General features: G+C 61.0%; 20 protein-coding genes. 7 read left to right on the plus strand and 13 right to left on the minus strand.

Annotated elements, in window-relative coordinates:
- Positions 1-691: 691 nt before the first annotated feature.
- Complete coding sequence (gene rne, locus ACI5GA_RS08850; RefSeq protein WP_421422578.1) at positions 692-3,874, plus strand: ribonuclease E; 3,183 nt, start codon at positions 692-694, stop codon at positions 3,872-3,874.
- 69 nt (positions 3,875-3,943) lie between these two features.
- Here the strand turns inward: rne and ACI5GA_RS08855 are convergent, their stop codons facing one another.
- The 8 genes from ACI5GA_RS08855 to ACI5GA_RS08890 all read right to left on the minus strand — a co-directional run bounded on the left by ACI5GA_RS08855 (position 3,944) and on the right by ACI5GA_RS08890 (position 11,038).
- Positions 3,944-4,534, minus strand: coding sequence for a nucleotidyltransferase family protein (locus ACI5GA_RS08855; RefSeq protein WP_421422579.1), 591 nt, complete (start codon positions 4,532-4,534; stop codon positions 3,944-3,946).
- A gap of 84 nt (positions 4,535-4,618) precedes the next feature.
- Positions 4,619-5,638: a UDP-N-acetylmuramate dehydrogenase gene (gene murB, locus ACI5GA_RS08860; RefSeq protein ID WP_421422580.1), complete on the minus strand. Its 1,020-nt coding sequence runs from the start codon at positions 5,636-5,638 to the stop codon at positions 4,619-4,621.
- Between the two features lie 37 nt (positions 5,639-5,675).
- Positions 5,676-6,440, minus strand: a complete 765-nt coding sequence (gene kdsB, locus ACI5GA_RS08865; RefSeq protein WP_421422581.1) for a 3-deoxy-manno-octulosonate cytidylyltransferase — start codon at positions 6,438-6,440, stop codon at positions 5,676-5,678.
- Positions 6,437-6,622: a Trm112 family protein gene (locus ACI5GA_RS08870; RefSeq protein WP_003179363.1), complete on the minus strand. Its 186-nt coding sequence runs from the start codon at positions 6,620-6,622 to the stop codon at positions 6,437-6,439. Before ACI5GA_RS08870 ends, kdsB begins: the two co-directional genes overlap by 4 nt.
- 17 nt (positions 6,623-6,639) lie before the next feature.
- Positions 6,640-7,635, minus strand: a complete 996-nt coding sequence (gene lpxK, locus ACI5GA_RS08875) for a tetraacyldisaccharide 4'-kinase (RefSeq protein ID WP_421422582.1) — start codon at positions 7,633-7,635, stop codon at positions 6,640-6,642.
- On the minus strand, positions 7,635-8,066 hold the full coding sequence (locus tag ACI5GA_RS08880) for an ExbD/TolR family protein (protein ID WP_421422583.1): 432 nt from the start codon (positions 8,064-8,066) through the stop codon (positions 7,635-7,637). The genes lpxK and ACI5GA_RS08880 overlap by 1 nt, the downstream gene beginning before the upstream one ends.
- Positions 8,063-8,737: a MotA/TolQ/ExbB proton channel family protein gene (locus ACI5GA_RS08885; RefSeq protein ID WP_404638942.1), complete on the minus strand. Its 675-nt coding sequence runs from the start codon at positions 8,735-8,737 to the stop codon at positions 8,063-8,065. The genes ACI5GA_RS08880 and ACI5GA_RS08885 overlap by 4 nt, the downstream gene beginning before the upstream one ends.
- 84 nt (positions 8,738-8,821) lie before the next feature.
- Positions 8,822-11,038: a DNA internalization-related competence protein ComEC/Rec2 gene (locus tag ACI5GA_RS08890; protein ID WP_421422584.1), complete on the minus strand. Its 2,217-nt coding sequence runs from the start codon at positions 11,036-11,038 to the stop codon at positions 8,822-8,824.
- A 155-nt stretch (positions 11,039-11,193) separates the two neighbouring features.
- Here ACI5GA_RS08890 and ACI5GA_RS08895 point away from each other — a divergent pair, with 155 nt between their 5' ends.
- On the plus strand, positions 11,194-11,712 hold the full coding sequence (locus ACI5GA_RS08895; protein WP_421422585.1) for a DUF2062 domain-containing protein: 519 nt from the start codon (positions 11,194-11,196) through the stop codon (positions 11,710-11,712).
- 239 nt (positions 11,713-11,951) lie between these two features.
- On the opposite strand, the gene ACI5GA_RS08900 is transcribed toward ACI5GA_RS08895, so the two are convergent.
- The 3 genes from ACI5GA_RS08900 to ACI5GA_RS08910 all read right to left on the minus strand — a co-directional run bounded on the left by ACI5GA_RS08900 (position 11,952) and on the right by ACI5GA_RS08910 (position 14,481).
- On the minus strand, positions 11,952-12,731 hold the full coding sequence (locus ACI5GA_RS08900) for an ABC transporter permease (protein WP_404638946.1): 780 nt from the start codon (positions 12,729-12,731) through the stop codon (positions 11,952-11,954).
- Positions 12,728-13,660 (minus strand): ABC transporter ATP-binding protein, encoded by a 933-nt coding sequence (locus tag ACI5GA_RS08905; RefSeq protein WP_404638948.1) that lies wholly within the window; start codon positions 13,658-13,660, stop codon positions 12,728-12,730. The genes ACI5GA_RS08900 and ACI5GA_RS08905 overlap by 4 nt, the downstream gene beginning before the upstream one ends.
- Positions 13,661-13,857: 197 nt before the next feature.
- A complete protein-coding gene (locus ACI5GA_RS08910) occupies positions 13,858-14,481 on the minus strand; it encodes a glutathione S-transferase family protein (RefSeq protein WP_421422586.1) in 624 nt (207 codons plus the stop codon).
- Positions 14,482-14,685: 204 nt separating this feature from the next.
- On the opposite strand from ACI5GA_RS08910, the gene ACI5GA_RS08915 reads away from it, so the two are divergent.
- From ACI5GA_RS08915 to ACI5GA_RS08925, 3 genes are all read left to right on the plus strand, one after another.
- Positions 14,686-17,130, plus strand: a complete 2,445-nt coding sequence (locus ACI5GA_RS08915; RefSeq protein WP_421422587.1) for an acyl-CoA dehydrogenase — start codon at positions 14,686-14,688, stop codon at positions 17,128-17,130.
- A gap of 149 nt (positions 17,131-17,279) precedes the next feature.
- Complete coding sequence (locus ACI5GA_RS08920) at positions 17,280-17,483, plus strand: hypothetical protein (RefSeq protein ID WP_404638954.1); 204 nt, start codon at positions 17,280-17,282, stop codon at positions 17,481-17,483.
- Between the two features lie 84 nt (positions 17,484-17,567).
- Positions 17,568-17,978, plus strand: coding sequence for a PA2817 family protein (locus tag ACI5GA_RS08925; RefSeq protein WP_404638956.1), 411 nt, complete (start codon positions 17,568-17,570; stop codon positions 17,976-17,978).
- Positions 17,979-18,154: 176 nt separating this feature from the next.
- Here the strand turns inward: ACI5GA_RS08925 and ACI5GA_RS08930 are convergent, their stop codons facing one another.
- Both ACI5GA_RS08930 and ACI5GA_RS08935 read right to left on the minus strand, forming a co-directional pair.
- Positions 18,155-18,955, minus strand: a complete 801-nt coding sequence (locus ACI5GA_RS08930) for a class II aldolase/adducin family protein (protein ID WP_404638958.1) — start codon at positions 18,953-18,955, stop codon at positions 18,155-18,157.
- A gap of 123 nt (positions 18,956-19,078) precedes the next feature.
- Complete coding sequence (locus tag ACI5GA_RS08935) at positions 19,079-19,984, minus strand: LysR family transcriptional regulator (RefSeq protein ID WP_404638960.1); 906 nt, start codon at positions 19,982-19,984, stop codon at positions 19,079-19,081.
- Between the two features lie 190 nt (positions 19,985-20,174).
- Between ACI5GA_RS08935 and ACI5GA_RS08940 the strand changes: the two genes are divergently transcribed.
- Together ACI5GA_RS08940 and ACI5GA_RS08945 are read left to right on the plus strand one after the other, a co-directional pair.
- Positions 20,175-20,783, plus strand: coding sequence for a cysteine dioxygenase (locus ACI5GA_RS08940; protein ID WP_404638962.1), 609 nt, complete (start codon positions 20,175-20,177; stop codon positions 20,781-20,783).
- Positions 20,780-22,360: a rhodanese-related sulfurtransferase gene (locus ACI5GA_RS08945; protein WP_421422588.1), complete on the plus strand. Its 1,581-nt coding sequence runs from the start codon at positions 20,780-20,782 to the stop codon at positions 22,358-22,360. The genes ACI5GA_RS08940 and ACI5GA_RS08945 overlap by 4 nt, the downstream gene beginning before the upstream one ends.
- The last annotated feature ends 116 nt before the right edge of the window (positions 22,361-22,476 follow it).

A 22,476-nucleotide genomic window follows, 5' to 3' on the forward strand; every position in this document is an offset into this window, starting at 1 on the left:
GGATTTGAAGCACTTAATGATTGCTGCTATAGTCGCGAACGCCGCCAAAAGCGGCCTGGACAGCGGACAAACGGTAAGACTACCGGCCCTGCCCAACGCAATTCACAAGGGCGCGAGGCCGTCCTACGGGGCTTTCGGTGACAACGAATGGCCAGCCGGTGTAACGAGCGCAGGTGACATGAGGCCTGAAACAAGCCCGATCGCAGAGTGAAACACTCGCCGTCGAGGCCCACGTTCAAGGGCAGTTCACAAAGTGCAGTCGCCGGTGGTTGATTCGAGCGAATGCTTCGCAAACCACGCCTTAATTTGAGCCATGAGGCGCGAACTTCCCATCGAAGATCGCGTAAATGCAAACCCGCTGCGGATTCAGCGCGCGGCAGCACCCGAATTATCAGGGATACGTGTGGGGTGGAGACGCACAACCGTCGGACTGTGTAGCAAAAGGCTTTAATCAAGACGCTTCATATCGTCCGCTACCGATGGTTGATTCCTCCTCCTGACCAAGCTTTTGCTGACAGGGTGTCATTTGTCACCACAGCAAGCAGGAAACGTCGTCGCGACGATGGCCCATCTGGCCGGACATCGCTAGACACTGGAGTGTCCAAGCACTCCTGACGCGCCCTGACACCGACCGTGAGAAGTCGTGTGTGCCGAACGCCGTTTCCGGCAGCCCGGAAACCGACGGTACTACATGAAAAGAATGCTGATTAACGCGACTCAACCCGAAGAGTTGCGTGTTGCGCTGGTAGACGGCCAGCGCCTATACGACCTGGACATCGAATCCGGGGCCCGTGAACAGAAGAAGGCCAACATCTACAAAGGCCGGATCACGCGTATCGAGCCAAGCCTTGAAGCGGCCTTCGTCGACTTCGGCTCCGAGCGTCACGGCTTCCTGCCGCTGAAAGAAATCTCCCGCGAATACTTCAAGAAAGCCCCGGAAGGTCGCGTCAACATCAAGGAAGTCCTGAGCGAAGGCCAGGAAGTCATCGTTCAGGTCGAGAAAGAAGAACGTGGCAACAAGGGCGCGGCCCTGACCACCTTCATCAGCCTGGCCGGCCGTTACCTGGTGCTGATGCCGAACAACCCGCGTGCCGGTGGCATCTCGCGCCGCATCGAAGGCGAAGAGCGCAACGAACTGCGCGAAGCGCTGAACGGCCTGATCGCCCCTGCCGACATGGGCCTGATCGTGCGCACTGCCGGCCTTGGCCGCAGCAGCGAAGAAATGCAGTGGGACCTCGATTACCTGCTGCAACTGTGGACCGCCATCAAGGAAGCGTCCCAGGACCGCGCCGCGCCGTTCCTGATCTATCAGGAAAGCAATGTCATCATCCGCGCCATCCGCGACTACCTGCGCCAGGACATCGGCGAAGTCCTGATCGACAGCGTCGAAGCTCAGGAAGAAGCCCTCACCTTCATCCGTCAGGTGATGCCGCAGTACGCCAGCAAGATCAAGCTGTACGAAGACAGCGTTCCGCTGTTCAACCGCTTCCAGATCGAAAGCCAGATCGAAACCGCCTTCCAGCGCGTGGTCGAACTGCCATCCGGCGGCTCCATCGTCATCGATCCGACCGAAGCCCTGGTGTCCATCGACATCAACTCGGCGCGCGCCACCAAAGGCAGCGACATCGAAGAAACCGCCCTGCAGACCAACCTTGAAGCGGCTGAGGAAATCGCCCGTCAACTGCGTCTGCGCGACATCGGCGGCCTGATCGTCATCGACTTCATCGACATGACGCCGGCCAAGAACCAGCGCGCCGTGGAAGAAAAAGTCCGCGAATGCCTGGAAGCCGACCGTGCCCGCGTACAGATCGGTCGCATCTCGCGCTTCGGCCTGCTGGAAATGTCCCGTCAGCGCCTGCGTCCATCCCTGGGCGAAAGCAGCGGCATCGTCTGCCCACGCTGCAACGGCACCGGCATCATTCGTGACGTCGAGTCGCTGTCGCTGGCCATCCTGCGCCTGATCGAAGAGGAAGCCCTGAAAGACCGCACCGCCGAGGTACGCGCTCAGGTGCCGATCCCGGTCGCGGCCTTCCTGCTCAATGAAAAACGCAACTCGATCACCAAGATCGAACTGCGCACCCGCGCCCGTATCGTCATTCTGCCGAACGACCACCTCGAAACGCCGCATTTCGAAGTGCAGCGCCTGCGCGATGACAGCCCGGAAGCCCATAGCCTGCAATCGAGCTATGAAATTGCTGCCGCCGCTGCCGAGGCCGAAGAGGTTCTGCCGACTGCCGCGACCCGCACCCTGGTTCGTCAGGAAGCTGCCGTTAAAACCGCTCCAGCCCGTGCCAACGCTCCGGTCCCGACCGAAGTGGCTGCACCGGTTGCCGCACCTGCGCCTGTGGCGCATGAGCCAAGCCTGTTCAAAGGTCTGGTGAAATCGCTGGTCAGCCTGTTTGCCACCAAGGAAGAACCCGCCGCACCGGTCGCTGCCGTTGAAAAACCGACCGCCGAGCGCCCTGCCCGCAACGAAGAGCGTCGCAACGGTCGTCAGCAGAGCCGCAACCGCAATGGCCGCCGTGACGAAGAGCGCAAGCCGCGTGAAGAACGTGCACCGCGTGCCGAACGCGAAGAACGTGCACCACGTGAAGAGCGTGCTCCTCGCGAAGAACGCGCGCCACGTGAAGCACGTGAAGAACGTGCACCACGTGAGCTGCGTGAAGCCCGCGACGACAGCGCCCCACGCGAAGAGCGTGCACCCCGTGCTCCGCGTGAAGAGCGTCAACCACGTGCCCCGCGTGAAGACCGCAAGCCTCGCGAGGAGCGTGTGCGTGAACTGCGCGAGCCACTGGATGCCGCACCGGCCGTCAACGTCCAGCGCGAAGAGCGCCCGGAGCGTGCGCCGCGTGAAGAGCGCCAGCCACGTCCGCCGCGCGAAGAGCGCAAACCTCGCGAAGAGCAGGCCGTTGCAGCCGCCGAAGACGAAACCTTGTTGAACAACGAAGAGCAGTTGGACGACAACCAAGAGAACGCCGAAGGCGATCGCCCGCGTCGTCGCTCCCGTGGTCAGCGTCGCCGCAGCAACCGTCGTGAGCGTCAGCGCGACGCCAACGGCAATGTGATCGAAGGTGCTGAAGGCGGCGAAGGCACTGAAGCCACTGCCGAAGTCCGTCAGGAAGGTTCCAGCGAAGAAATCGCTGCTGGCCTGGTCGTGACTGAAACGGTTGCCGAAGTGGTCATCAGCGCTCCCGCCGAAGCCGAAGCCAATCGCCAGGCCGAACGCGCAACCGCAGCAGTCGAAGCCCCTGTAGCCGAAGCCGCACCCGTCGAGAAGGCCGAAGCGCCCGTGGTTGAAGCGCCGGTCATTGAAAAGCCAGCAGCTCCGGCCAGACGTTCGGTCATGCCGGAAGTTGAAGTGGCACAGTTCGATGCGTCGCTGAGCCCGTTCGAGCGTCAGGTGAAAGCCGCCGCCGAGGCCGAAGCCCCGGCAGCGGTCCCAGCACCTGCCGCTGTGGAAGCGCCAGCCGTCGTTGAGACTCCCGCTATTGAAGCGGTGGTTGAGACGCCTGCACCCGCACCGGTCGTCGAGGCACCTGCTGCACCGTTTGAGGCACCGAAAGCGGTCGAGCCAGTGATCGAACAGCCTGTCGCTGTCGCTCCAGCCGTGATTGAAGCGCCAGTGGAAACCGCATCGCCGGAAATCGTCGCCGCACCAGTTGCCGCTGAAGCAGCACCTGCGCCAGCCCCGGCAGCCGTCGAGAAGCCGTCCCTGCCAATGGCCAGCACCGGCCGTGCAGCGAACGACCCTCGCGAGGTTCGTCGCCGCCGTCTGGAGGCCGAGCGCCTGCAGAAAGAGGCCGAGGCCGCCAAGCAGGTCGTGACTGAAAACGGTGAAGAGCTGGAAGAAAGCAAAGAACCAAAGCCTTTGTAATCTCCGCTAAATGAAAAGCCCCACCTGTGTGATGCAGGTGGGGCTTTTTTATGCCCGATGATACGGCGGCTACTTGTAGTACAAGGCGGCAGGCACATCCACATCCCACAACACGCCCGGATCGTCGACTGCCAGCTCGTTAATGTTCGCGCCTTGAAACAGCCGTTTTGCGCCCTTCTCTCCAGCCAGCCCCATCAAGGCCGAACCAAACCCGCGCCCAAATCCCACAGGATGACCATAACACCCGTCATGCACGGGCACGCTGATGGCGTCTGGCGCCACAGACTGGGCTACACATTTGAGGGTATTCACCTGAATGAAGGGCATATCACCCAAAACGATCAACCAGCCACGATGATCCGGCTCGGCGGCCACTGCCGCTGCGATGCTGTCACCCATGCCGGGCGAGTCCAACACCACAACCTCGCAACCGTGGCGCAGACCCAGTTCGGCCACGCTGGTGTAGTCAGGGCGAGTGAGCAGCACGATTTTGTCGACGACAGGGCGCACGTTCACCAGCACATGCTCCAGCACTGCGCGCTCCACACCATCGCGCCCTGCGCATTGCGCCAGCAGTTTGTTGCGATGTGGACCGGCCAGCTGCCGATAACGCGACCCATGCCCGGCGGCAAGGACGATGGCACACAGGGTTTCACGCATGCTTTGCCTCTGATCTGGAGGAAATCACGTCAAAAAAGCAAAGGCCAGGCCAGAACGCACGTTCGCGCCCTGCCCTGGAGCAGATCAGTACAGGTTAGGCTCCATTTCCAGCGAAACGCCGAAACGCTCGTGGATGTCTGCCTGGATTCGTTGCGCCAGGTTCAGCAGGTCACGCCCCGAAGCAGCGCCATAGTTGACCAGCACCAGTGCCTGAAGCTGATGAACGCCGGCATCGCCCTCACGAAAGCCCTTCCAGCCCGCCTGCTCGATCAGCCAGCCTGCCGCGAGCTTCACCTGCCCGTCCGCCTGCGGATAAGCCACCAGCCCCGGATGAGATTCACGAATGCGCGCGGCCAACTCGGCGGACACTAACGGATTCTTGAAGAAACTCCCCGCGTTGCCCAGCGTGACAGGGTCCGGCAGTTTTTCGCTGCGGATCGCACAGATCGCCCGGCTGACGTGAATCGGCGTCGGCTCGGTCACGCCCTGCTCCTGCAAACGCTGGCGCACCGGGCCGTAGTCCAGGTGCAAGGTCGCCGAAAAGCTCAGGCGAAACCGCACCCGCAGAATCAGCCAGCGACCCGGCTGCTGCTTGAAAATACTGTCGCGATAGCCGAATGCGCATTCAGGCAGGGTGAACTCCCGCAGCTCGCCCGTCTGACGGTCCAGCGCGATCAGGCTGTGGAAAACGTCTTTAAGCTCGACCCCGTACGCTCCGATGTTCTGCATCGGGGCAGCGCCCACGGTGCCGGGGATCAGGCTGAGGTTTTCAAGCCCCGACAATCCCTGCGCCAGCATGTCCTGGACGAAGGGGTGCCAAGGCTCGCCCGCTTCTGCCTCGACAACGGCCATGCCGCAATCTTCGTGAGTGATGCGAACGCCACGACTGGCCATGCGCAACACCAGGGCATCGATGTCACGGGTCAACAGCAGGTTACTGCCGCCGCCAATCACCAACAGCTCGACCTTGTGCTCGGCCGCATAGGCCAACGCTTCGCGCACATCAGCATCGCTGTGGGCTTCGGCGAACAGGCGGGCGCGAACGTCGACGCCAAAGGTGTTGAACGGCTTGAGTGAAACACCGGATTGAATCTGCAGGCTCATCGACGAACCTGCACAGCCACGCGACGGACAATCACGGTCAGACCTCCAGCAAGCGCCGGACGCGCTCCAGGTCTTCTGCCGTGTCGACACCCGCAGGTGGCGCTTCCAGTGCATCGGCCACGTGAATACGCACGCCATGCCACAGGGCACGCAACTGTTCGAGGCTTTCGGTGTTTTCCAGCCAGCACGGCCCCCAACTGACGAAGTCATGCAGGAAACCGGCACGGTAGGCGTAGATGCCGATGTGGCGACGGTACGGCACGCCTTCGGGCAACACGTCACGGCTCTTGGCCAATGCATCACGCGCCCATGGCAACGGGGCGCGGCTGAACGTCAGGGCCAGGCCGTTGATGTCCGAGCTGACTTTGACCACGTTCGGATTGAACAGCGCCGCCACGTCATCGATCGGTTCGGCCAGGGTCGACATCCGTGCTTCCGGGTGTGACGCAAGGTTTTCGGCCACCTGATCGATCACAGACGGGGGAATCATCGGCTCATCGCCCTGCACGTTGACCACAATGGCATCGTTGGCCAAGCCCAATTGAGATGCCACTTCTGCCAGCCGATCGGTGCCTGAATTGTGATCATCGCGGGTCATCAGGACTTCCGCACCGAAGGCCTGGCAGGCTTCCACAATGCGAGGATCGTCAGTGGCCACGACCACGCGTTGCGCACTGCTTTTGCGCGCCTGCTCCCAGACGTGCTGGATCATCGGCTTACCCGCGATGGTTTTCAGGGGTTTGCCGGGAAAACGGCTGGAACCGTAGCGCGCAGGAATAACGACGGTAAACGCTGCAGTCATTTGTCCAGACGCTCATCAGTGGTCAGGGTGCGGGCTTCGCTTTCCAGCATGACTGGAATGCCATCGCGAATCGGGTAGGCCAGACCGGCGCCCTTGCTGATCAGCTCGGTTTTGTCGGCGCTGAGCTTGAGCGGGCCTTTGCAGACCGGGCAAGCGAGGATGTCGAGCAATTTGGTGTCCATAAAAAATCCTGAGCGAGTCATGGCAAAAGCCGGGTTAACTGCACATCGAACCAACTGACGAAGGCCGGAGAAGGCACCGCCTCCACCGCCAGATACCACCAGTCGGGCGCTGCGAAGGAGGTGCACTTCACGGCGTCTTTTTCGGTCATGACCACCGGCAGCGCGGGCGTGAACGCCAGGGCCTCTGCGGTAAATTCGGCATGATCGGCGAATGCATGGGGAACAGGGCGCCAGTGTAGTCCTTCGAGGGTGTTGAAGAAACGTTGCGGATTGCCAATGCCCGCCACTGCGTGCACGGCCTGGCCCGCCGGAAAATGATCGACCGCCCGGCGCTCGCCGCTCAGCAGATTGACCAGTGCGCTCGGCTGCAAGGTGAAGGCGTACCCCTCGTCGCGGTCCTCGCGAGCACCGTTGTAAAGCAGCGCATCGACGCTCTTCAGGCGCTCGACCGGCTCACGCAAAGGACCGGCTGGCAGACAACGGCGATTGCCCAATCCGCGAGCGGCATCGATCAGCACGAGTTCCAGGTCGCGGGCGAGGCGGTAGTGTTGCAGGCCGTCGTCGGACAGAATCACGTCCAGCGGCCCGGCAGCGAGCAAGGCGCGCACGGCACGGGAGCGATCGGGATCGATCATCAATGGAACGCCGGTACGCTTGACGATCAGCAGCGGCTCATCCCCTGCCTGATCAGCAGGCTGCTGCGCAAGCACGCGCCACGGCAGGCTGGGCGGCTTGGCGCCGTAGCCGCGACTCACCACGCCCACGCGCAGACCGCGCCGACGACAGTGTTCGATCATCCATAAAATCAGCGGTGTTTTGCCCGTACCGCCCACGGTGATGTTGCCGACGACGATGACCGGCACCGGAGCTTTGTAGATATCGCCTTCGCCCGCCACAAAACGTGCGCGCTTGTTGTTCACCACGCGGCGATACAGGACTTCCAGAGGACGCAGAAGTACCAGCGCCGGATGGCCGCCGTACCAGGCGTCGAGCAAACGATCCGTCAGTGCCATCAGTTAGCCGAGGCGGCCTCGACAGTGGTCATGCGCAAATGCGCGAAACCCAGCTTGCCCGCGGCATCCATGGCGGTGATGACCGCCTGATGCGGCGTCTTGCCGTCGGCGCTGATGGACAGCGGCAGGCTGGTATCACCACCGGACTCTTTCTGCAACGCGTCGATCAGGGTGTCCAGCTTGCTGTCGGCCAGCAGGGTGTTGTTCACCGAATAGACGCCATCGGCGTTGATCGTGATGTCGACGTGTTTCTTGTCGACATCGTCCGCCGATGCACCGGTCACGGATTGCGGCAGGTCCACGCGCATCTGCGTCTCGCGGGTGAAGGTGGTGGTGACCACGAAGAACAGCAGCAGGATGAACACCACGTCGATCAGCGACACCAGGTTGATGTCGATGGTCTCCCGGGCTTTGCGACGACGGAACTTCACTTCTTGCGACCCTCGCCACGGGCGGCGGCCTTGAGGTCCGGCTTGGCGTCGGTCAGGTCGACATCACGGTCGCCTTGCACCACTTCGACGAGCTTGATCGCTTCCTGCTCCATGCCGACCACCAGTTCATCGACACGGTTTTGCAGATAACGGTGAAAGAAGATGGTCGGAATCGCCACGGTCAGGCCCGATGCGGTACAGATCAGCGCCTTGGAAATACCGCTGGCGAGCATGCCCGCATTACCGGTCATGCCAGTGGCGGTGAACGAGCCGAAGATATCGATCATGCCCAACACAGTACCCAGCAGGCCCAGCAGTGGCGCCATGGCGGCGATGGTGCCGAGCGTTGCCAGGTAGCGCTCCAGATCGTGAATGACCCGGGCAGCGGCCTCTTCGATACACTCTTTCATGATCTCGCGACCATGGCGGGAGTTTGCCAGGCCCGCGGCGAGGATTTCACCCAACGGTGAATCGGCGCGCAGCTCCTTGAGCTTGTCGCCGCTCAGTTGTTTGTCCTGAATCCAGCGCCACACCTGACCCAGCAGGTGCGGTGGCGTAATGCGGCTGGCGCGCAAGGTCCACAGACGCTCGATGATGATCCCGACGGCGGCGATGGAACTCAAAATGATCGGCAGCATCATCCAGCCACCCGATTTGACCAGCTCCCACACAGCAACCACCCCCTGAAAAAAAGTGGCGCCACTCTACCATAGGGTGACGGCCTCGCCGAACCCGCCGATCAATGAACCTTCACTTCAGTTTCGCCAGAATCGACGAACCGCACGCTCGCTGATCACACCGCCGAATGCGCCTAATTGCAAGGTAATAGCACCCAGCTCGGCACTGTCGTGGGTGTCGATGCCTAGCCAGCGATAACGGGACATGACGAGCGGATGAGGATGGCCAAAGGCATTGTTTCGACCTCGGGAAATGAGCACGCCTTTCGGCGAAACAGTCTGTATGAAGCGCTTGGATGACGACGTGCGACTGCCGTGGTGCGGCGCTTGCAGCCAGTCGGCGCGCACATCGACGCCCTCCTCCAGCAGGGCGCGCTCGGCCTGAGCGTCGATGTCGCCGGTTAGTAACAGGCGTTCGCCCCTGGCGTCGATCATCAACACGCAGGAACCCTGATTGCCTTCTGCGGCCTGCCCCCAGATCCAGGTGGAAAATGTCACCTCGTTCCACGTCCATGCCTCACCGCTCTGGCAGCGCTCGACCGACAAATCGGGCGGCATTCGTTCGACGTCGCCACCCAGCATTCGCGCAACCGGCAAGGCCTGCTGGATGGCCAGCGCGCCACCGGCATGATCGGCATCGGCGTGGCTGAGCAACATAACGTCCAACGCGCTGATCCCTGCGCGCCGAATCGCAGGCAACACCACGCGCTCGCCGATATCGAACTCGCCGAAACGCGGCCCGGCGTCATACAGCAACGCGTGATCACGCGTGCGCAACAAAATCGCCAGCCCCTGCCCCACGTCCAGATGCTGCACTTCGACTTCTCCGACAGGAATGTTTTTCTGCGGCGCGAACACACACAACAGCAGCATGGGCCAGCCCAACGGGCGCATTGGCAATCCGTTGGGCAGCAATAAAAGCAGCGCGCCCAATAGACTCAAAGGCCAGACCCACATCGGCACCGCAGGCCCTGTCCACGCAGGCGCGGTCTGGGCGACATAAGAAAGAAACTGAAACAGCCCCGCCATCGCGCCTCCCGCCAGCCAGAGCAACGTCTCGCCAACCAGCGGAATCGCCAGAAAAAACGTGCCGAACAGCGCCAGCGGCAGGATGAAAACACTGACCCACGGCACCGCAATCAGGTTGACCAGTGGACCGCTTACGCTGACCGGCAGATTGAGCGCCAGCAACACCGGCAGTAGCCCGACAGCGATCAGCCACTGCGCCCGTGTCCAGCTTTGCAGCCAATGCCAGGTGCCGAGTCGACCGCCGAATATCAGGATCAGGATGCCGACCGCCGCAAACGACAGCCAGAAACCGGGGCGCAGGCTGATCAGCGGCTCGGCGAGCAGCAACAGGTTCAGCGCAATCAGGAACGGCCAGACCACGCCCAGATGACGAAAACGCAACCGCCACAGCAGCACCAACCCCAGCATGACGCAAGCCCGTTGCACCGGGACGTCGAAACCGGCCAGAAAGCCGTAGGCCAACGCCCCGGCAAATGCCAGGACACAGGCCGAGGGCAGCCAGGGCACGGCACGCGGCCACAGCCCCCAACGAGCGAGGCTGGCCACCAGCCCGTAAAGCAGGCCTGCAAGCAACCCGATGTGAGTGCCGGAAATCACCAGCAAGTGGACGGTGCCCGTGTCCTGCAACACCTGCCAATTCTCGGGACTCAGCCCTGAATCGTCGCCGAGCACCAGCGCCGCCAGCCCGCCCTCATGGCCCTGCGCGTCGACGGCCAGCAAACGCTGGCGAACGTGATCGCGCCAAGGCGTTGCCGTGGCCTTCAGCAACTCGCCATCGACCACCGTTCCGATCGCGCCAATGCGCTGCGCCAACAACCAGGCTTCGTAATCGAAGGCGCCGGGGTTGGCCAGCCCACCCGGTCGCTTGAGTTTGACCGCCAGCCGCCAGCGCTCACCACTGCTGACCGCCGGGCCGCCGTACCACGCCACACGAATGCGCTCGGGCAAACGTGCGCGGCGCGACACGGGATCTGCCAGTTGAAAGCGCACCACTGCGTCGACGGTGCTCGGCAAACCGACCACTTCCCCTTCCAGCCACAAGGTCTGGCCGTCGAGGCGTTCGAGCAGTCGGTCGTCCAGCGCGCCTTTGGCGGACACAACAGCCCACGTCAGTCCGAACAGAAAAAAGGCCAGTGGATAGGTGCGAAACGGCAACAACATGAGCCCGACGATCGGCATCGCCAGCATCAACCAGACCGGCGGCAACACCGGCAAAAAACGCAGCACCAGCAACCCCAGTGCAAGCGCCACCATCCCTGTGCGCATAAGGCTTTCCTTCATGGGCGGATGAAATTCACCTCCATGACTTAGCGCACTGAGTCCATCGTGCATTTATTAATTGTCACAATGTCTGAATTTCCATCCGCCATCATCCATGCATACTTTCCCGACTTTCCTGCCCAGCCCCCCGGATTTCCTGTATGCCACGCCAGTTGATCAAACGGTACATGCCCGATCCGAACAGCATTCGGGAACATAAATCCTTACGCTTTCTCGGCACCTTGCTGCATGACCCGAACCTCTGGCACCTCAATCGTCACTCAGTGGCCAGGGCCATGGGGATGGGGCTGTTCGCCGCGTTGATGCCCATGCCGTTGCAGATGCTGCTGGCTGCTTTTCTCGCCGTGTGGGTGCGCGCCAACATGCCGATTGCGGTGAGCCTGTGCTGGCTGACCAACCCGCTGACGATGCCGCCGGTGTTCTATTGCACCTACAAGATGGGCGCCCTGTTGATGGGCTTACCGCCGAGAAACTTTCCGGACGAGATGAGCTGGGAATGGATCAGTGGGCAGTTGTCGACGCTGTGGCAGCCGTTTTTGCTGGGCTCTGTCGTGGCGGGAGTGATGCTGGGGGTAATCGGCTATTTCGCGACAATGGGGTACTGGCGCTGGTGGGTGGGGCGGCAGTGGAAAGCGCGTAAGCACAAACGCAGCCCTTGAGGCTGAACGCAATCCACTGTGGGAGATTCTATGTTGCCTGGTCAACCGCCTTCGTCGGAACGCCGCCCGCACCAAGGCGGCTCCCACAATAGCCGCGCCGGATTCAGGCCGTTTGTTCGACACCGACCCGTGGGAGCCGGCTTGCTGGCGACTGCGGTGGGTCAATCACAATAACGTTGAATGACACTCCGCATTCGCCAGCAAGCCGGCTCCCACAACGATCGGCATATCCAGCCCAACTACTGCCGCATCCCGCGTCCACTCACCAACAGCCGTGCGCAACCCAGGTAGAGCACGACCGTCGCCACGACCATGAACGCCAATGCGATGCTGATCTTGATGTCCGACACCCCAAGAATCCCGAAGCGGAACGCGTTGACCATGTGCAGCACCGGGTTGGCCAGCGATACGGTCTGCCAGAACGGCGGCAGCAGGTTGATGGAGTAGAACACCCCGCCCAGGTAGGTCAGCGGCGTCAGCACGAAGGTCGGGATGATCGAAATGTCGTCGAAGTTGCGCGCAAAGACCGCATTGATGAAGCCCAGCAGCGAGAAGATCGTCGCCGTCAGCAGCACGACCACCACCGTCACGCCCAGGTGATGTACCTGCAGGTCAGTGAAGAACATCGACAGGATCGTCACGATCACGCCTACTGCCAGACCGCGCAGCACGCCACCAATGGTGTAACCAATGAGGATGGTGTGCGGCGACACCGGCGAGACCATCAATTCTTCCACCGAGCGCTGGAACTTGGCGCCGAAGAAGCTGGACACCACGTTGCCGTAAGAGTTGGTGATCACAGACATCATGATCAGGCCCGGCACGATGTACTGCATGTAAGTGAAGCCACCCATGTCGCCAATCTGGCGACCGATCAGGTTGCCGAAGATCACGAAGTACAGAACCATGGTGATCGCAGGCGGCAAAAGGGTCTGTGGCCAGATGCGCATGAAGCGGCGGACTTCGCGATAGACAATGGTGTTCATCGCGATCAGGTTGGGGCGCAGTTCCGAACTCATACCGCCACCTTCGACAGGTTCTTTTCCACCAGGCCCACGAACAACTCCTCAAGGCGATTGGTTTTGTTGCGCAGGCTCAACACCTGAACGTTCTGCAAGGACAACTGGCTGAACAACGCCGTGATCCCCACGGTCTTGTCGACCTGCACTTCCAGCGTGTGGTTATCCACAAGGCGCGACGGGTAGCCCACCAATTGTGGCGCGACCTGCATCGGGTCCTTGAGGTCCAGCAGGAACGTCTCGACGTGCAGCTTGTTGAGCAGCGTCTTCATGCCGGTGTTTTCGATGATCGTGCCGTGGTCGATGATGCCGATGTTGCGGCACAGTTGTTCAGCCTCTTCCAGATAATGGGTGGTGAGGATGATGGTGATGCCTTTCTCGTTCAGCTCGGTGAGGAAGGTCCACATCGAACGGCGCAGCTCGATGTCCACCCCCGCCGTCGGCTCGTCGAGGATCAACAGACGCGGCTCGTGAATCAGCGCGCGGGCGATCATCAGACGCCGCTTCATGCCACCGGACAGCGAGCGCGAGGGCACATTGCGCTTGTCCCACAAGCCCAGTTGCGTCAGGTACTGCTCGGCGCGCTCCTTGGCGACTTTCGCCGGAATGCCGTAGTACCCGGCCTGGGTCACGACGATGTCGAAGGTCTTCTCGAACTGGTTGAAGTTGAACTCCTGCGGCACCACGCCAATCGAGCGCTTGAGCTGCGCAGGGTTCTTGTCCAGATCGTTGCCAAAGATGTTTACAGAACCGGTGGTCTTGTTGACCAGGGTCGAGATGATCCCGATGGTGGTGGATTTGCCCGCACCGTTAGGGCCGAGCAAGGCAAAGAAATCGCCTTCGGCGACGTCCAGATCGATGCCCTTGAGGGCCTGGAAACCGTTGCCGTAGGTCTTGGTTAGCTGCCGGATGGACAGAGCTGAACTCATGACGGAAACACACCAATAAAAGGAAATGGGAAAAGGGACGAATACAAAACACGCGGGCATTGCGCAGACCGAGGTGACGTGCCCGGCCTCAGAAACAATCTGTAGCAAACGCGACGCGGACCCCAATGTTGCGTGCCGACGTCGCGCAAGTACAGCGAGATCTATTGATAGTCGTTATTAATCTAACGCGCTAAGGCTTACGTCAGTTCCGTCATCACCGCCTTGCGGTACGCTGGACGCTGCTTCAGACGCTCGTACCAGGCTTTGAGATGAGGCAGCTCGACACGTTCAATCGGCATTTCAAACCAGGCGTAGATAAAACAGCCCAGCGGGATGTCGCCCATGCCAAATTCAGCACCCGACAAATACGGCTGGTCGGCCAGCGCCTTGTCGACGATGCGCAGCAAACCTTCCAGCGTCACTTTGGCCGCGTTGATCTGTGTCCAGTCTTGCTGCTCGGCCGGGGTACGCAACACGCCCCAAAACACGGTACGGAATGGGCCTGCGAGGGTCGACGTGGTCCAGTCCATCCACTTGTCGGCCTGAGCGCGCGCCTTGGGGTCACTCGGATACAGCGCAGAATTGGCGGCGTGTTGCGCGGCCAGATAACGCACGATGGTGTTGGATTCCCACAACACGAAGTCGCCATCTTCGATCATCGGCACCACGCCGTTGGGGTTCTTGGCCAGGTATCCCGGCTGGTTGTTCAAACCGAAAGCCCCGCCAGCGTTGATCGCTTCATAGGTCAGCCCCAGCTCTTCGGCAATCCACAACGCCTTGCGAACGTTGGACGAATTCTTGCGGCCCCAGATTTTCAACATGGCTTCTTGTTCTCCTGTGCGCGAATGGACGAATTGCTGGCATATGCCTGCGGCCCGTCAGTCTACTCCGAGAAGGGGGTGTTCGAGCCACAACTTCACGCGCATCGGCCAGCGCCAGAACTCCCATGACGGCACGGGGTCACTAACGATGCGCGGGCCAGAGCGACCGCGTGCGAGATTGCGGGTCTTTCTGGAGGGATTCTTATGCTGTTGTTGTGGATCGTAGTGCTGGTGATCGGCGTGGCCTGGATGGCCCATCGGCGTATCGCGCCCTTCCCTGCACTGGGGATTGTGGCGATTTATCTGCTGGCGATGGGTGCGCTGAGTCATGCCCATGGCTGGATGATCATTCCCTGGGTGTTGTGGCTCGCCGTCGCGTTGCCGTTGGCCCTGCCGGACCTTAGGCGCAAACACTTCAGCGCGCCGATGTTCGCCTGGTTTCAGAAAGTGCTGCCGCCGATGTCGGAAACCGAACGCGACGCCATCGACGCGGGCACCGTCTGGTGGGACGGCGAGCTGTTCAGCGGTCGCCCAAACTGGAATACCCTGCTCGCCTATCCAAAAAGCCAACTCACCGAAGAAGAGCAGGCGTTTCTCGACGGCCCGACCGAAGAGCTGTGCGCGCTGGTCAGTGACTGGCAGATTGGTCAGGACATGGATCTGCCGCCCGAGGCCTGGGCACACATCAAGGAACACGGTTTCTTTGCGCTGATTATCCCCAAAGAATATGGCGGCAAGGGCTTTTCGGCCTATGCCCACTCCCAGGTCGCGATGAAACTGGCCACCCGCAGCGGAGATCTGGCGTCCACTGTCATGGTCCCCAACTCCCTCGGGCCTGCTGAATTACTGCTGCATTACGGCACCGACGAACAACGCAATCACTACCTGCCGCGCCTCGCCCGGGGCGACGACATTCCCTGCTTTGCCCTCACCGGACCGCTGGCAGGTTCCGACGCGGGCGCCATGCCCGACACCGGCATCATCTGCAAAGGCCAATGGCAAGGAGAAGAGGTCGTTGGCCTGCGCCTGAACTGGGAAAAACGCTACATCACGCTGGGGCCGGTCGCGACCCTGCTGGGCCTGGCGTTCAAAGCCCATGACCCTGAGCACCTGCTGGGTGACGAGGAAGAATTGGGCATCAGCCTGGCCCTGATCCCCACGGACACACCGGGCGTGGAAATTGGTCGTCGCCACCTGCCGCTGGGCGCAGCCTTCATGAACGGTCCGAATTCGGGCAAAGACGTGTTCATCCCGCTGGACTACCTGATCGGTGGCCAGGCCATGCTCGGCAAAGGCTGGATGATGCTGATGAACTGCCTGTCCGTGGGCCGCTCGATTTCCTTGCCTGCCGTGGGCACAGGCGCGGCGAAATACACCAGCCTGGTGACCGGTCAATACACCCGCGTTCGCGAGCAGTTCAACGTGCCCCTCGCGGCTTTCGAAGGCATTCAGGAATCCATGGCGCGCATCGGCGGCAACGCCTGGCTGATGGACAGTGCCCGTATGCTGACCGCCAATGCCGTGGATCTGGGCGAAAAACCGTCCGTGCTGTCGGCCATTCTGAAATACCACCTGACCGAACGTGGCCGCGAGTGCATCACCCACGCCATGGACGTGCACGGCGGCAAAGGCATCATCATGGGGCCAAACAATTATCTGGGGCGCTCATGGCAAGGCGCGCCGATTTTCATCACCGTCGAAGGCGCGAACATTCTGTCGCGCAACCTGATGATCTTTGGTCAGGGCGCCATTCGTTGCCATCCTTTCGTCTTGAAGGAAATGGCGCTGGCCGGACGTGAGGATCGTGACCAGGCAGTGAAGGAATTCGACGACCTGTTGCTGCAACACATCGGTTTCGCGGTGCGCAACGCGGCCAGTACGCTGGTGCTGAATCTGGGATTCGGTCATCTCGACAGCATGCCCGGCGACCGCCTGAGCCAAGGCTATTTCCGCGCACTCAACCGTCAGGCCGCAGCGTTCGCGATGCTGGCCGACCTGAGCATGATGTTGCTGGGGGGCGAACTGAAACGGCGCGAACGGCTGTCGGCGCGACTGGGTGACGTGTTGAGCCATCTCTACCTCGCCTCGGCTGCGCTCAAGCGCTACCACGATCTGGATTATCCCGAAGCGCTGGTGCCGCTGTTTCGCTGGTCGATGGAAGAAGCCCTGGGCGAGTCGGAACGTGCACTGGATGAACTGCTGAGCAACTTCCCGAACCGGGTGCTGGGCGGATTGCTTCGGGCAATCGTGTTCCCGCTGGGCCGCCGTCACACAGGCCCTTCGGATGCGCTGGATGCCGAGGTTGCGCAGATCATCGGTCGCACCAAAGGCGACCCGGCGCTGGAATCATTGCTCGCCGGTTGCTACCGCCCGACGTCGGAAAACGATCCGGTCGGTGCGTTGCAGCGGGCTGTGGATCTGTTGAATGACGCCAGACCGCTATACGAAAAACTGCACCACGCAATGAAGGGCGGCCAGTTCAAAGCAGCGGGCGGCGAGCACGTGATCGATGCGGCATTGAACGCGGGCGTGCTGCAAGCGAGCGAAGCACAGAAACTGCACGCAGCGGAAGCGGCGCGACGCAAGGTCATCGATGTGGATGATTTTGATAAGGAGGCGTTGAAGCCCTCTGAAGGAAAAACCCGTTAACCCTGTGGGAGCGAATTCATTCGCTCCCACAGGTTTCGTATTCCACCAATTGAATGTGGTTTTCTTGAAATAGCGCTCTAGCCTGCACATTTCTCGAACCCTGTCCTACACTCCCCGGTAACAACAAGAAAACACCAAGGGGACGCATCATGATCGATCAACGCATGACTCATCGCTGCCTGCTCGCTGAAATCGCCTCGGGGGAGGATATCTTCAGCGGCAAACCCACCCAGACCCTACAAACCCTGCTGCTCATCGGTTTTGTCACGCGCCAGCCGAACCCCAACCATCCTTATGCGAATCTGGCCCTGACGGACGCCGGGCACCGTTATCTGGCCGGCTTATGGCATTGAACTGACACCCTGCTTCGGGGGATGCGTCGGCCTGCTCGGGGATCTATACTCCCGCGCCTGTTTTTTGTCTCTGAGGACTTCATCATGGCCGACGCCAATCTCGACCGCACTCTCAACCTGCTGACGCACCTGCGTGGCATTCTGGTCGCGCTCGGTGAAGCCGAACAGGTGCCCGAAGAAAGCCACGCGCTGTTCATCGAACGTTATGACGAGTTGCTGGCTCTGCTGCCGGTCGAGCCCATCGAAAGTCAGTATCTGGGCCAGGATTTACTGTGTCAGGTCATCCAGCGCTACCCGCAAATCGCGCACCTGGTGCCTCGCGACCTGCTCTGGTACTTCGGCGGCGATTGCCTGCATTACATGCCCGACGAAGAAATCGACCTGTACACCGCGCTGGAAGAGCGCCGCTACGAGGCCGAGCAGAACGAGGAACCGTTCGACTGGGACCAGGAAAAGCAATTGCTGGCGATGGGGCAAGATGGCTCGCGTCACTAAGCGGATTCAGCGCAACAGTCCCCCATGAACGCTGGGAAGGTCGCATGAATGTCACTCCTGATAGCGAAGGTTCTCTGGTGGTTTGAGGCCTGTAGCCGTCCGGTTTGCTGACGGTGGCGCCATCGAATTCGCTGCCGCCGGCAAGCCGGACCGCTACAGAAGACCATCCCCAGCCCCTACTCGCGGTACGCCGTCCCCTGCCGATCCAGTTCGCGGATCAACGCATTCCAGTGCCGCGCTACGCCAGGGCCTCTGCCGTCGTGAAACACTCTGGCCTGCTCCTCGACCTTCTTCACGACGTCCTCGGGCGGGAAGATCAGCTCTGCGTTGCCCGCAGCCTGCGCAGCGATCTGGATATTGCAGGCGTATTCCAGATTATGCAGTTGCTTGAACGCATGCTCGACACTGACGCCCGCCGTGAGCAAGCCATGATTTCTCAGAATCATCACGCTCTTGTCGCCCAAATCCGCCACCAGCCGTTCACGCTCGCCCAGATCCTGAGCGATGCCTTCGTAACCGTGGTAGGCGACACGCCCGGAAAACGCCAGCGCGTGCTGAGAGATCGGCAGCAAACCCCTCTTCTGCGACGACACTGCGATGCCATCGCGTGTGTGGGTGTGCAGCACCGCTTGCAGGTCGGGCCGCGCCGCGTGAATGGCGCTGTGGATAACATAGCCCGCGTTATTGATCCCAAGGCCGGTCGGGTCATCGACAAGGGTGCCGTCGATGTCGACCTTGACCAGATTCGATGCAGTGATTTCGTCGAACATGAGGCCGAAGGGGTTAATCAGGAAATGCTCGTCAGGCCCTGGCACCCGCGCTGAAAAATGCGTGTAGATGTGATCTGTCCAGCGCTTGAGTGCGGCGATGCGGTAGGCCGCGGCGAGCTTGACCCGTACGTCCCACTCTTCAGGACTGACCCGCTCTCGCACATTGTTTGAACCAGGCGGGACGGGCAAGGGACTGACGTTGCTCATGCATGACTCCCTGTAAGTCTGGAATAGACGTGTCGAGGGAGCCTAAGCGTGCGCGAAAATGTTTAAAAATCACATTTTCTTCTAAGCTAATTATCAATATTTTTTATTATCATGACCAACGACTCAGGCTGCCTCTCGCGCCTGCTTCAACGCATCGGCTACCAATCGTCCGAACAGCGAGACCGGCGCCTGCAAGTTCCCCAGAAAGCGCGGGTAGATCAGCCACAAATCCAGCACGGGTTTGAAATCCTTCAGCGGCATCTCGGCCAGCAAATCGCGGTGGGCACTGCGCTCCAACAACGGACGCGGCACCAATCCCAGCCCCATGCCGTCCGCGACCAACCCCAATTGCAACTCAGTGCCAAAGGTCTCCAGATTGACCTTCAGGCTCAGGCCCTGATCAGCCAAGGTACGTTGCAGACCGGCACGAAAGCCACAGCCGTCGGGGTTCAGCACGAAGCCCTGCTCGAAACAATCGGCCAGCTTGACCGGCTTCTTCGGCAAACGCTCCTTGTCACAGACCACCACCAACTCCATCTTGCCGATGGATTCGCCAATGATCGCCTCGGGAAAAATCTTGCCTGCGGGGAACAGCGCCGCTGCGGCATCCAGCTCGCCATTCTCGATCTTGCCGATCAGGTGGCTGCCCCAGCCGGTGACCACCTGAGCGCGCAGATCAGGAAATCGCCCGCGCATGTGCTTCAACGCGTCCAGCAGCACGACATCGCCGATGGTTTGCGGCACGCCTAGACGCAGAAGACCGCTGGGCGGCGTGTCGCTGGCCACCAGTTCACGCAGCGAATCCATTTCACGCAGAATCGCCAGACATTTCTGATACACCTGCATGCCCATGGCTGTCGGCTTGAGTGGCTTGGTATTACGGTCGAACAGCTCGACACCCAACGCTTGCTCGAAGTTCTGTACCCGACGGGTGATCGCCGGCTGGGTCAACTCCAGCGATTCAGCAGCGTGACTGATCGACTGGCAACGAATCACCGCCACGAAGGCATCGATATCATCAATTTTCATTCGGTTCGCACATGGAAAAAGAGAGACAAGATAGGCAAAAAGCATAATTCCAATCGACGTGGCTGGATACCCCGAGCGCCGACAGACGCCGAACAAATGCTTTTTCGTTATATCCTAATCATCAATAAATAGCATATTAATAACAATTATTATGCTTATATTGGCTAACCGAACTCGTCACGGAGCCGACATGAGCCAACCCCGACACCCCGAACGACTGCGCGCTTTCATTGGCGCACTGGCCGAACTGATTGACAGCAATCCGCGAGAAGGTGACCTGCTGCATCGTGGCGGAAAACTGCTCGGGCAACTGGTGAAACATGACGATTGGCTGCCCGATGAGTTCGCCGTACCCGATCCGACTCGCTATCAGCAATTCCTGCTGCACGCCGACTCCCGCCAGCGCTTTTCCGTGGTCAGCTTTGTCTGGGGGCCGGGGCAAAGCACGCCCATCCATGATCACCGTGTCTGGGGTCTGATCGGCATGTTACGCGGCGCCGAATATTCGCAAGGGTTCGCTCGCAGCGCCGATGGGCGTCTGGAAAAAGAAGGCACAGCCATTCGGCTCGAACCCGGCCATGTCGAGGCGCTGTCCCCCCGTAGCAACGACATACACCAAGTCAGCAACGCCTTCGACGATCAAGTGTCGATCAGCATTCATGTCTACGGCGCCAACATCGGCGCCGTGAAACGCGCCGTCTACCAGGCTGACGGCAGCGAAAAACTGTTCATTTCCGGCTATTCAAACGCTTACCTCCCGAACATCTGGGACCTGTCCAAAGAGAACCAAGCCCAATGACTCACAGCACTCGTTCATTTGCCGATATTCGCAACGCCCTGCTGGCCAAAGAAGAAGTGGCACTGGTTGACGTGCGCGAAGAAGCGCCGTTCGCAGAAGCCCATCCGCTGTTCGCGGCCAACATCCCGCTGTCGAAACTGGAGCTGGAGGTGCTGTCGCGCATTCCTCGTCGGGATACAGCCATTACGCTGTACGACAACGGCGAAGGGCTCGCGCAGATCGCCCTCTCCCGCTTGTCGGATCTGGGCTATAGCGATGTCAGATTGCTGGAAGGTGGATTGCAGGGCTGGCGCGAAGCAGGCGGCGAACTGTTCATCGACGTCAACGTGCCAAGCAAGGCGTTCGGCGAACTGGTCGAACATCATCGCCATACCCCGTCGCTGGCGGCGGAGGAAGTCAAACAACTGCTGGACGCCAAAGCCGATGTCGTCGTCCTGGATGCCCGCCGGTTCGACGAGTATCAGACCATGAGCATTCCCACCGGGGTGAGCGTGCCCGGCGCCGAACTGGTACTACGTGCCCGCGAGCTGGCGCCGAACCCGCAGACCCGCATCATCGTCAATTGTGCCGGGCGTACGCGCAGCATCATTGGCACTCAGTCGCTGGTGAACGCTGGGCTGCCGAACCCGATTTCTGCTTTGCGCAACGGTACCATCGGCTGGCTGCTGGCCGGCCAGACACTGGACCACGGGCAATCTCGGCGATTCCCGGCGGTCAGCGACGACACCTTGAACATAGCCCGCAGCGATGCCCGCAACGTGGCGGACAAAGCCGGGGTGAAGCGCGCCACCCGCGCCGATCTGAACGTCTGGCACGCTGACGCGACACGCACCACCTACCTGTTCGATGTGCGCACCCCGGAGGAATTCGAGGCCGGGCACCTGCCAGGCGCGCGCTCGACACCGGGCGGCCAACTGGTTCAGGAAACCGATCACTACGCCAGCGTGCGCGGTGCGCGGATTGTGCTGGTGGACGACAACGGCGTGCGCGCCGATATGTCGGCCTCCTGGCTCGCGCAACTGGGCTGGGAGGTGTACGTGCTCGATGGCGTGAAGGCTTCGGAATTCAGCGAAAAAGGCGCCTGGCATGCACCCATTCCGACGCCTTGGCAGGTCGAGGAAATCAGCCCGGACACCCTGCGCCAGTGGCAGCTGCGCGGCAGCGTGGCGGTGCTGGATTTCACAGCCAGCGCCAATTACGTGAAGCAGCACATTCCCGGCGCCTGGTGGACACTGCGTGCCGACCTGTCCAACGCCCTGCGCAAGATTCCGGCTGCCGAGCAGTACGTGCTGACGTGCGGCAGCAGCAAACTGGCGCGTCTGGCGGTCCCGGAAGTCGAAGCCCTGACCGGCAAACCGGTGTTTCTGCTCAACGGCGGAACCGCGAGCTGGGTTGCCGCCGGATTCGAACTGGAAAGCGGCGAAAGCCACCTCGCCTCGCCCCGCATCGACCGCTACCGCCGCCCCTATGAGGGGACCGATGCGCCGCGTGAAGCGATGCAGGCGTATCTGGATTGGGAGTTCGGGTTGGTGGAACAGCTGGGCCGCGATGGGACCCATGGTTTTCATGTGATCTGAGCCCGAAGCCACGTAGATATTTTGCTGCCGAACACACCTCCCGTGTGGGAGCCGCCTGGGTGGCGAAAGCAGTAGGGTCAGTCAGATCTCCCATAACTGACTCACCGCTTTCGCCA

It is taken from the genome of Pseudomonas sp. Pseu.R1 (assembly GCF_045764065.1).
In the GTDB taxonomy this organism is placed as follows: domain Bacteria; phylum Pseudomonadota; class Gammaproteobacteria; order Pseudomonadales; family Pseudomonadaceae; genus Aquipseudomonas.

Bases quoted from the DNA above. Each gene is read 5' to 3' on its own strand.
- rne (WP_421422578.1), top strand. From the start codon at position 692: ATGAAAAGAATGCTGATTAACGCGACTCAACCCGAAGAGTTGCGTGTT.
- ACI5GA_RS08855 (WP_421422579.1), bottom strand. From the start codon at position 4,534: ATGCGTGAAACCCTGTGTGCCATCGTCCTTGCCGCCGGGCATGGGTCG.
- murB (WP_421422580.1), bottom strand. From the start codon at position 5,638: ATGAGCCTGCAGATTCAATCCGGTGTTTCACTCAAGCCGTTCAACACC.
- kdsB (WP_421422581.1), bottom strand. From the start codon at position 6,440: ATGACTGCAGCGTTTACCGTCGTTATTCCTGCGCGCTACGGTTCCAGC.
- ACI5GA_RS08870 (WP_003179363.1), bottom strand. From the start codon at position 6,622: ATGGACACCAAATTGCTCGACATCCTCGCTTGCCCGGTCTGCAAAGGC.
- lpxK (WP_421422582.1), bottom strand. From the start codon at position 7,635: ATGGCACTGACGGATCGTTTGCTCGACGCCTGGTACGGCGGCCATCCG.
- ACI5GA_RS08890 (WP_421422584.1), bottom strand. From the start codon at position 11,038: ATGCGCACAGGGATGGTGGCGCTTGCACTGGGGTTGCTGGTGCTGCGT.
- ACI5GA_RS08895 (WP_421422585.1), top strand. From the start codon at position 11,194: ATGCCACGCCAGTTGATCAAACGGTACATGCCCGATCCGAACAGCATT.
- ACI5GA_RS08900 (WP_404638946.1), bottom strand. From the start codon at position 12,731: ATGAGTTCGGAACTGCGCCCCAACCTGATCGCGATGAACACCATTGTC.
- ACI5GA_RS08905 (WP_404638948.1), bottom strand. From the start codon at position 13,660: ATGAGTTCAGCTCTGTCCATCCGGCAGCTAACCAAGACCTACGGCAAC.
- ACI5GA_RS08910 (WP_421422586.1), bottom strand. From the start codon at position 14,481: ATGTTGAAAATCTGGGGCCGCAAGAATTCGTCCAACGTTCGCAAGGCG.
- ACI5GA_RS08915 (WP_421422587.1), top strand. From the start codon at position 14,686: ATGCTGTTGTTGTGGATCGTAGTGCTGGTGATCGGCGTGGCCTGGATG.
- ACI5GA_RS08920 (WP_404638954.1), top strand. From the start codon at position 17,280: ATGATCGATCAACGCATGACTCATCGCTGCCTGCTCGCTGAAATCGCC.
- ACI5GA_RS08925 (WP_404638956.1), top strand. From the start codon at position 17,568: ATGGCCGACGCCAATCTCGACCGCACTCTCAACCTGCTGACGCACCTG.
- ACI5GA_RS08930 (WP_404638958.1), bottom strand. From the start codon at position 18,955: ATGAGCAACGTCAGTCCCTTGCCCGTCCCGCCTGGTTCAAACAATGTG.
- ACI5GA_RS08935 (WP_404638960.1), bottom strand. From the start codon at position 19,984: ATGAAAATTGATGATATCGATGCCTTCGTGGCGGTGATTCGTTGCCAG.
- ACI5GA_RS08940 (WP_404638962.1), top strand. From the start codon at position 20,175: ATGAGCCAACCCCGACACCCCGAACGACTGCGCGCTTTCATTGGCGCA.
- ACI5GA_RS08945 (WP_421422588.1), top strand. From the start codon at position 20,780: ATGACTCACAGCACTCGTTCATTTGCCGATATTCGCAACGCCCTGCTG.